The organism is Corallococcus exercitus (genome assembly GCF_003611585.1).
GTDB lineage: Bacteria > Myxococcota > Myxococcia > Myxococcales > Myxococcaceae > Corallococcus > Corallococcus exercitus.
Window position 1 is genome coordinate 1 of sequence record NZ_RAVW01000426.1, and the last position, 8,252, is coordinate 8,252.

The 8,252-nt window shown below is 71.9% G+C and carries 5 protein-coding genes; all 5 read right to left on the bottom strand.

Features of this window, described 5'->3' with window-relative positions:
• On the bottom strand, positions 1 to 4,538 hold a 4,538-nt coding region (locus D7W79_RS34585), incomplete at its 3' end, for a hybrid non-ribosomal peptide synthetase/type I polyketide synthase (RefSeq protein ID WP_147442192.1).
• Positions 4,539 to 4,691: 153 nt separating this feature from the next.
• Complete coding sequence (locus tag D7W79_RS34590; RefSeq protein ID WP_147442193.1) at positions 4,692 to 5,570, bottom strand: alpha/beta hydrolase; 879 nt, start codon at positions 5,568 to 5,570, stop codon at positions 4,692 to 4,694.
• Positions 5,567 to 7,315, bottom strand: a complete 1,749-nt coding sequence (locus tag D7W79_RS34595; protein ID WP_120529597.1) for a DUF885 domain-containing protein — start codon at positions 7,313 to 7,315, stop codon at positions 5,567 to 5,569. The genes D7W79_RS34590 and D7W79_RS34595 overlap by 4 nt, the downstream gene beginning before the upstream one ends.
• A 27-nt stretch (positions 7,316 to 7,342) precedes the next feature.
• Positions 7,343 to 7,930, bottom strand: a complete 588-nt coding sequence (locus D7W79_RS34600; protein WP_120529598.1) for an NYN domain-containing protein — start codon at positions 7,928 to 7,930, stop codon at positions 7,343 to 7,345.
• A 39-nt stretch (positions 7,931 to 7,969) separates the two neighbouring features.
• The coding region (locus D7W79_RS34605) for a LysR substrate-binding domain-containing protein (RefSeq protein WP_244222135.1) at positions 7,970 to 8,252 on the bottom strand (283 nt) is incomplete at its 5' end.

Genomic DNA, 8,252 nt, shown 5'->3' on the forward strand with positions numbered 1-8,252 from the left:
CCGGTGGAGGGTGTGGGGGCGGGCACGGACGCCCGCTCGAGGTCGATCCAGTGGCGCTGCCGCTGGAAGGGATACGTAGGAAGGGTGACGCGCTGGCGCTGCTCGTCGGCGTGGAAGGCCCGCCAGTCCAGGGCCACGCCCCGGCGCCAGAGCTGGCCCGCGGCGTTCAGGAGGGCGCTCCAGTCCGCGGCGTCACCGCTGGACTCGCCCAGGGACGCGAACACCCGCGAGCGCTGGTCGGCCGTGGCCTGCTGCCGCGCCAGCGTGGCGAGCGTCACGCGCGGGCCCACCTCCAGCATCAAGTGGTCGCCCTTGTCCCAGAGCGTGCGCAGCGCGGGCGAGAAGCGCACCGTGTCGCGCAGGTGCCGCGCCCAGTACTCAGGTGACGTCGCCTCGGAGCCCTTCAGCCACGTGCCCGTCGCCGTGGAGACGATGGGGATGCGCGGCTCGGACAGGCGCATTCCCTTCACCGTCTCCAGGAACGGCGCCACCGCGGCGTCCATCATCGGCGAGTGGAACGCGTGCGATGTCTGGAGCAGCCGGCACGCGGTGCCCTCCGCCTCCAGCGCGGCCTGGAAGCGCTGCACGGCCTGCGTGGGCCCGGACACCACGCACAGGCGCGGACCGTTGTCCGACGCGATGGCCAGCCCGTCCGTCAGACGGGGCGCCACCGCCTCCGCGGCCAGGCGCACCGACAGCATGCTGCCCGGCGCCTGCGCCTGCATGAGCAGGCCGCGCTTCGCCACCAGGTGCAGCGCGTCCTCCAGCGTGAAGACGCCCGCGAGGCACGCGGCGACGAACTCGCCCACGCTGTGGCCCACGAGCGCGTCCGGCCGCACGCCCCAGCTCCACCAGAGCTGCGCGAGCGCGTACTCCACGGTGAACAGGGCCGCCTGCGCGAACGACGTCTGGCGCAGCGCCTCCGCGGCCTCGGGCGACTCCGGGGCCTTCGGGAAGAGCACCTCGCGCAGGTCGCGCCCGAGCAGTGGCTTGAGCACCTCCGCGCACGCATCCACCGTGGCGCGGAAGGCCGGCGCGTGGCGGTACAGCCCGTGCGCCATGTCCGGATGCTGCGAACCCTGACCCGGGAAGAGGAACGCGACCGGCGGCGTGGACTCCAGGCCGGAAGCCTCCGGTTCCGCCGCGGTCAGCGCCCGCACGGCCTCCTCATGCGAGCCCGCCACCACGGCGCGCCGGAACGGGAACGCCTTGCGCCCCGTGGCCAGCGTGTGCGCCACGTCCGCGAGCGATTCCTCCGGATGCGCCTGGAGGTGCGCGGCCAGCCGCTGCGCCGCCTGCGTCAGCGCCGCGGGCGTCTTCGCCGACAGCGTCAGCAGCTGGCGCGGCTTCGAAGGACCGGAGGCCGGACGCTCCGGTGCCTCCTCCACCACGACGTGCGCGTTGGTGCCGCCCACGCCGAACGAGCTCACGCCCGCGCGCAGGGGGCCCGTGCCCTCCGGCCACGCGGAGCGCTTCGTCTGGACGAAGAAGGGGCTGCGCGGGAAGTCGATCTTCGGGTTGGGCGTCTGGAAGTGCAGCGTCGGCGGCAGCTCGCGGTGCTTCAGCGCGAGCACCGTCTTGAGCAGGCCCGCCACGCCCGCCGCGGCGGTGAGGTGGCCGAAGTTGCTCTTCACCGAACCGATGGCGCAGAAGCCCGTGTCCGCGGTGTGCGCGCGGAACGCCTGCGACAGCGCCTCCACCTCGATGGGGTCACCCAGCGGCGTCGCCGTGCCGTGCGCCTCCACGTAGCGGAGGGTGCGCGGGTCGATGCCCGCGTTCGCGTGCGCCGTCGCGATGGCGGTGGCCTGGCCCTCCACGCCCGGCGCCGCGAAGCTCACCTTGGCCGCGCCGTCGTTGTTGATGCCCACGCCGCGCAGCACCGCGTGGATGACGTCACCGTCCGCCTGCGCGTCCGACAGGCGCTTGAGCACCACCGCGCCCACGCCGTCGCTGAAGAGGGTGCCGGTGGCGTTCGCGTCGAAGGGCCGGCAGTGCCCGTCCTGGGAGAGCATGCCGCCCTCCTGGTACAGGTGTCCGGACTTCTGGGGCACCGTCACGGACGCGCCGCCCGCCAGCGCCACGTCGCACTGGTGCGTCTGGAGCGCCCAGAACGCCTGCGCCACCGCGACCAGCGACGTGGAGCACGCGGTGTTGAGCGACAGCGCGGGCCCGCGCAGGTCCAGCTTGTGCGCGACGCGGGTCGCCACGTAGTCCTTCTCGTTGGCCACCATTGCCTGGAAGGCGCCCACCCGGCCCACGATGTCCTGCCGGGGCAGCACGTGCAGCGGCCCGTAGCTGTTGTTGTGCGTGCCCGCGAAGACGCCGATGAGGCCGGGGTACGTCTCCGGCACGCAGCCGGCGGACTCCAGCGCCTCCCAGGCCGTCTCCAGGAACAGGCGCTGCTGCGGATCCATCACCTGCGCCTCCTTCGGCGTGATGCCGAAGAAGGCCGCGTCGAACAGCTCCACGCCGTCCAGGATGCCGCGCGCCCGCACGTACTCGGGGGCGTCGCGCTCGGCGGCGGACACTGACGGATCCACCTCCTCGCGCGTGAAGGTGGTGACGGACTCCACGCCGCCCACCAGGTTCTTCCAGAACGTCTCCACGTCGGGCGCGCCCGGGAAGCGGCCCGCCATGCCGATGATGGCCACCGGCTCCGCGCCGCCCGAAGCCTGCCGGCGCTTCGCCTGCCGCGCCTCCGCCAGCTGCTTGAGCGACGGGCGCGACGCATCCCCGCTCAGCACCGCCGCCAGCTGCGCCACCGTGGGGGACTGGAACAACTGGACGATGGGGATCTCCAGCCCGTGCGCCTGCCGTAGCCGCGCCACGCACTGGAGCGCGAGCAGCGAGTTGCCGCCCAGCTCGAAGAAGCTGTCGTGCACGCCCACCCGGTCGATGCGCAGCAGCTGCGCCCACGCCTCCGCGAGCGTGCGCTCCAGCGGCGAGCGCGGCGCGACGAAGGCCTGCTGCAACTCCGGCCGCGTGGGCAGCGGGGCGGGCAGGGCGCGGCGGTCAATCTTGCCGCTGGGTGTGCGCGGCAGGGCCTCCAGCAGGACGAACGCGGAGGGCACCATGTAGTCCGGCACCCGCGTGGACAGGTGGCGCCGCAGCGTCCCGGCCGCGTGCTCCAGCGTGCCGTCCGGGACGACGTAGGCGACCAGCCGCTTGTCGCCGGGCACGTCCTCGCGCGCCACCACCGCCACCTGCTTCACCGCCGGGTGGCTGCCGAGCGCGACTTCAATCTCTCCCAGCTCGATGCGGTAGCCGCGCACCTTCACCTGGCCGTCGATACGGCCCAGGAACTCCACGTTGCCGTCTGGCAGCACACGCGCCAGGTCGCCCGTCTTGTACGCGCGCTCGCCGGTGCCGGGCTTGAGCGGGTGCGGCACGAAGCGCTCCGCCGTCAGCGCCTCGCGGTGCAGGTAGCCACGCGCCAGGCACACGCCCGCGAGGTACAGCTCACCGGACTCGCCGTGCGGCACGGGCTTCTTCTGCTCGTCCAGCACCAGCAGCTCGCAGCCGTCCAGCGCCTTGCCGATGGGTGGCAGCGCGGGCCACGCGTCCGGGGAGCCCCGGAGCACGTAGCTGGAGACGACGTGCGTCTCCGACGGGCCATAGTGGTTGTGCAGCGCGCAGCCCGGCAGCGCGGAGAAGAACGCGCGCAGGTGGTGCGACACCTGGAGCTGCTCGCCCGCGGTGACGACCTCCCGCAGGGACGGCGGCACCTTCTGGTGCGAGGTGGCGATCTCCGCCAGGTTCTGCAGCGCGATGAAGGGCAGGAACAGCCGCTCCACGCGCTCCTCCGCCAAGAGCTGCAACAGCAGCACGGCGTCCAGCCGCAGCGCGTCCCGCACCAGCACCAGCGTCCCGCCGGAGCACCAGGTGCCGAACAGCTCCTGGAACGACACGTCGAAGGACAGCGGGGAGAACTGCAGCGTGCGCGTGCCCGGCCCTGCGATGGACTGGCCCAGCTGCCACGCGATGAGGTTGGCGAGCGGCCGGTGTCCCATGGCCACGCCCTTGGGCGTGCCGGTGGAGCCCGACGTGTAGATGGCGTAGGCCAGCCCCTCCAGGCTCGACGCGTCCACCGGAGAGGCCGGGGCGTCGGAGGCGAAGAGGGCAGGGGATTCATCCAGACACAGCACCGGACCCGCGAAGGCAGGCAGGCCCGCGCGCAGCTTCGCCTGGGTGAGCAGCACCGGCGCCTTCGCGTCCTCCAGCATGAAAGCCAGACGCGGCGCGGGATAGGCCGGGTCCAATGGCAGATACGCGCCGCCCGCCTTGAGCACGGCCAGCACCGCCACCACCATCTCCACCGAGCGCTCCAGGCACACGCCGACGAGCACGTCCGTGGTGACGCCCAGGCTCCGCAGGTGGTGGGCGAGCTGGTTGGAGCGGCGGTCCAGCGCCGCGTACGTCAGCCCCTCGCCCTCGAACCGGACCGCCTCCGCGTCAGGCGTCCGGGACGCTTGCGCGGTGAAACGCGCCACCACTGTCTGCATGAGCGCAGCATCCACGGACATATCCCCCAGGGCCATCCGACCTTCTGGTTCTGCACGTTTGAAATAGAAGAGGATGGGAAAGACGAGCCAATGCGGTGCCGCAGCATGCCATGCCTGGAAAGGAATGATCGCGCCCGGGCAGATTCCTTACAGCCGGATGGCCCCTTGGCCGCTCCCCAGCCTTCGCATTCAGAGAAAGCGCGAAAAGAACGCCAACACCCTGCGTGGATATTCTTCCGGCGAGGCCTGGAGGTAGTTCTCGTGCCCCGCTCCCGGGACGCGCCACTTCTCCCAGGGGCCTTGACCCTGGCGCAGGAGGTCCTCCAGCGCGGCGTCCGGGACCCAGGGGTCCATCGCGCCGGCCACCAGCAGGACGGGGCGGCCCGTCAGCGCGGCCATGTCCCGCGCGGGTCGCACGGCGTTCACGTCCACGCCCGCGCGCTTCATCACCCCCAGCGCCGGCCACAGGCCCAGGGGGCCCCAGTGTCCCAGCTCATCCTGGAGCGCCTGCGCGGGAGCGACGGCGGCGGCCTCCACCACCACGGCCTTGAGGCGCGGGTCCTCCGCGGCGGCCTTCAGCACCGAGTAGCCCCCCAGCGAGAACCCGAGCGCGCCAATGCGCTTCGCATCCACCTCCGGCTGGCGCGTGGCGAAGTCCACCGCCGCCCTCACCTGGGCCGACTCGCGGTCCCCATAGGTGGACACCGCTCCGTCGCTCTCGCCATGGGCGCCCAGGTCGAAGAGCACCAGCCCGTAGCCGGCCCGCGCCAGGAACCGGGCCTCGGGCAAAAGCTGCGTGCGGTTGCCTGACAGGCCATGGACCAGGACGACGAGCGCCCCGTCGCGCGGCGGCAGGTACCAGCCCTTGAGCTGGAGGCCGTCGGCGGTCTGGAACGCCGCGTCGCGCAGGCCAGCGAGCTCCGCTTCTCCCGGAGGACTCCCCACGGGCTGCCGGGGCGGGTGCACCTCCTGGGAGATGTAGCGCGCGCTGCGCACCGCGACCCAGGCCGCCATCGCCAGCAGGGCCACGCCGCCCAGCAGCAGCCCTGCGACGAGCGGACGCTTCACGCGGACTCCCGCGCCACCCACGCGTCGATCTTCGCCTCCAGCACGTCCAGCGGCAGCGAGCCCGTCAGGAGGACCTCATCGTGGAAGGCCTTCACGTCGAAGCGCTTGCCCAGCCTGGCCTCCGCCCGGTCGCGCAGGGCGCGGATCCGCAGTTGGCCGACCTTGTACGCCAGCGCCTGGCCCGGCCACGCGATGTAGCGGTCCACCTCGTTGGTGATGTCCAGCTCCTGGCGCGGCGCGTTCTCCATGAAGAAGTCCAGCGCCTGCTTCCGCGTCCACTGCTTCGCGTGCAGGCCGGTGTCCACCACCAGCCGCACCGCGCGCCACATCTCGTAGGCCAGCTGACCGAACTTGTCGTGCGGGTCGTCGTACAGGCCCAACTCGTCGCCTAGCGACTCGGCGTAGAGCGCCCAGCCCTCGTCGAAGGCCACGTAGGACGTGAAGCGGCGGAAGTCCGGCACGTCGGTCTGCTCGGAGGCCAGGGACACCTGGAAGTGGTGGCCGGGCACGGCCTCGTGCAGCGTCAGGGGCACCATCTCCCAGACGGGCCGCGTCTCCGGCCGGTAGAGGTTCACCTGGAAGGTGCCCGGGCGCGAGCCGTCCGCGGAGGCCGGGAAGTAGAACCCCGTCGTCACGTCCGGGGCCATGGCCTCCGGGATGGGTTCGACGACGTAGGGCTTCTTCGGCATCGTGCGGAACAGCCGCGTGAGCAGCGGGTCGATGCGCTTCGCCAGCGCCCGGTAGCGCGCGAGCAGCGACTCACCCGTGGGCTCGTAGAAGCGCGCTTCGGTGCGCAGCTTCTCGAAGAAGGCCTGCCGCGTGCCGGTGAAGCCCGTGCGGGCCATCACCCCGTCCAGCTCCGCGCGCAGCCGCTGGACCTCCGCGAGCCCCATCGCGTGGATTTCCTCGGGCGTCAGCCGCGTCGTCGTGTGCCGGCGCGCGAGCACCGTGTACATCGCCTCGCCGTCCGGGAACTGCCACACGCCCACGGTCTCCGGCGCGGCGGGCAGGTACTCCGTGGTGACGAAGTCCAGGGCGCGCTTGAGCGCGGGCACCACGGTGTTCGCGATGGCGTCACGGCCCGCCTGCTGAAGCCTCCGCGTGTCCTCCTCCGGGATGTCCCCGGGCATGCGGGTGAAGGGGCCGTAGAAGCCGCTCTGCGTCGGGTCCTTCACCACCTGCCGCTCCAGCTGCGGCGGGATGCGCTGGAGCACGATGCGCGGGTGGATGCGGTGCTGGCGCATGCCCTCGCGCATCAGCGCCACCACCTGATCCGCGTAGGCGCCGAAGCCCTCCAGCCGCTTCACCCAGTCCTCGTAGTCCCGCACCGTCTCGAAGCGCAGGGTGTCCGCCAGCTGGTACGCCGTCTGGAGACCCGGCGGCTGCTTGAGCCCCTCCGGCAGGCCGCCCATCTGGTTGAGGGGCAGGAGGTGCGCCTTCACCCCGTACTCTTCCAGCCACGTCTCGTGCATCCGGCGGAAGAGGTCCAGGTGCAGCCGGTCCGCGTCGCTGTCCAGCGCGGCGCGGTCCACGTCCTGAAGCCGGCGCAGCACGTCGTGGCTGTGCCGGTGATCCGCCTCCAGTGCGGCGAGGCTCAGGTCGTCCCACTTGTCATTCCAGCGCCGGTCCCCCAACAGCGACGCATAGGTGGGGTACTGCTGGAGGGAGTACTGCCACTCCGCTTCCAGCAGGGCATGCAGCGAAGCGGAGGCGGCACCGCGTCGGGGGACGGACTCGGATGACATGGACGGACTCCGGAGTGGGAACCGCGACTAGACGAACAGCGTGGGATCGAACTCGTCCACGTTGACCGGCAGGAGCCGGGGCAGGGGACGCTGGAAGACGCGCGCGTTGAGCTCCAGGTCCACGACCTTCAGGCCCAGCGGGGTGAGTTCGCGGAAGCGCTGGCTCACGTACTCGCGCAGGCCGAGCACGGCGACCTGGCGCTTCTCCTCCAGCAGGGGCTTGAGCGCCTCCGCGAAGTCCGCGCCGTCGTGGCTGGCCAGGCCCACCGCCGCTCCCGGGCGCTGGGTGCGGATGTTCTCCAGCAGCTTGAGGATGCCCAGGTCCACGACCTTCTGATCCGTCCGGCCGTGCAGCAGCGCGACCTCACAGCCCGCGGACTTCAGCGCGCGCACGAAGCCAATCATCGCGTCCGGCAGCTGCTCCCCGCGTGCGTTGAGCACCACCACGCAGCGCACGGGCTTGGGGAAGTAGGTCTCACAGAAGGCGACGAGCCGGTCGAACTGCACCCGGTCCTGGGGCTCGGGCTTGCGCCCGACGATGTTGGAGACGGCCCAGTCGACGTTCTCGGCGTCGATGAGGACGTAGGATGCGGCGGCGGGACGGACGGATTGCATGGCGGGGACAATACGCGGGCTGCCGGCCGTTGGGGGTTTTCATCGACCCACGCGAATCCGTTGGAACTCCTCCAGAAGCAGCTCCGACACGCGCCGCACGCGGGGAATATCCAGCGCGGACCTCGCGCACACGAGGTGCGTCTGGCTCCGGGAGAAGGGGCCCAGGTCCATCTCCAGCGGCACCAGCTGCGTGGGGCGGGTGAAGCGGTGCGCCATGCGCGCCATGACCATCGCGCCCAGGCCGGCCTCCGCCGCCGCGAGCATCACCAGGTAGTTGTCCGCGGTGAACGACGGGGCGAAGCCGGGGATCATCGACTCCAGC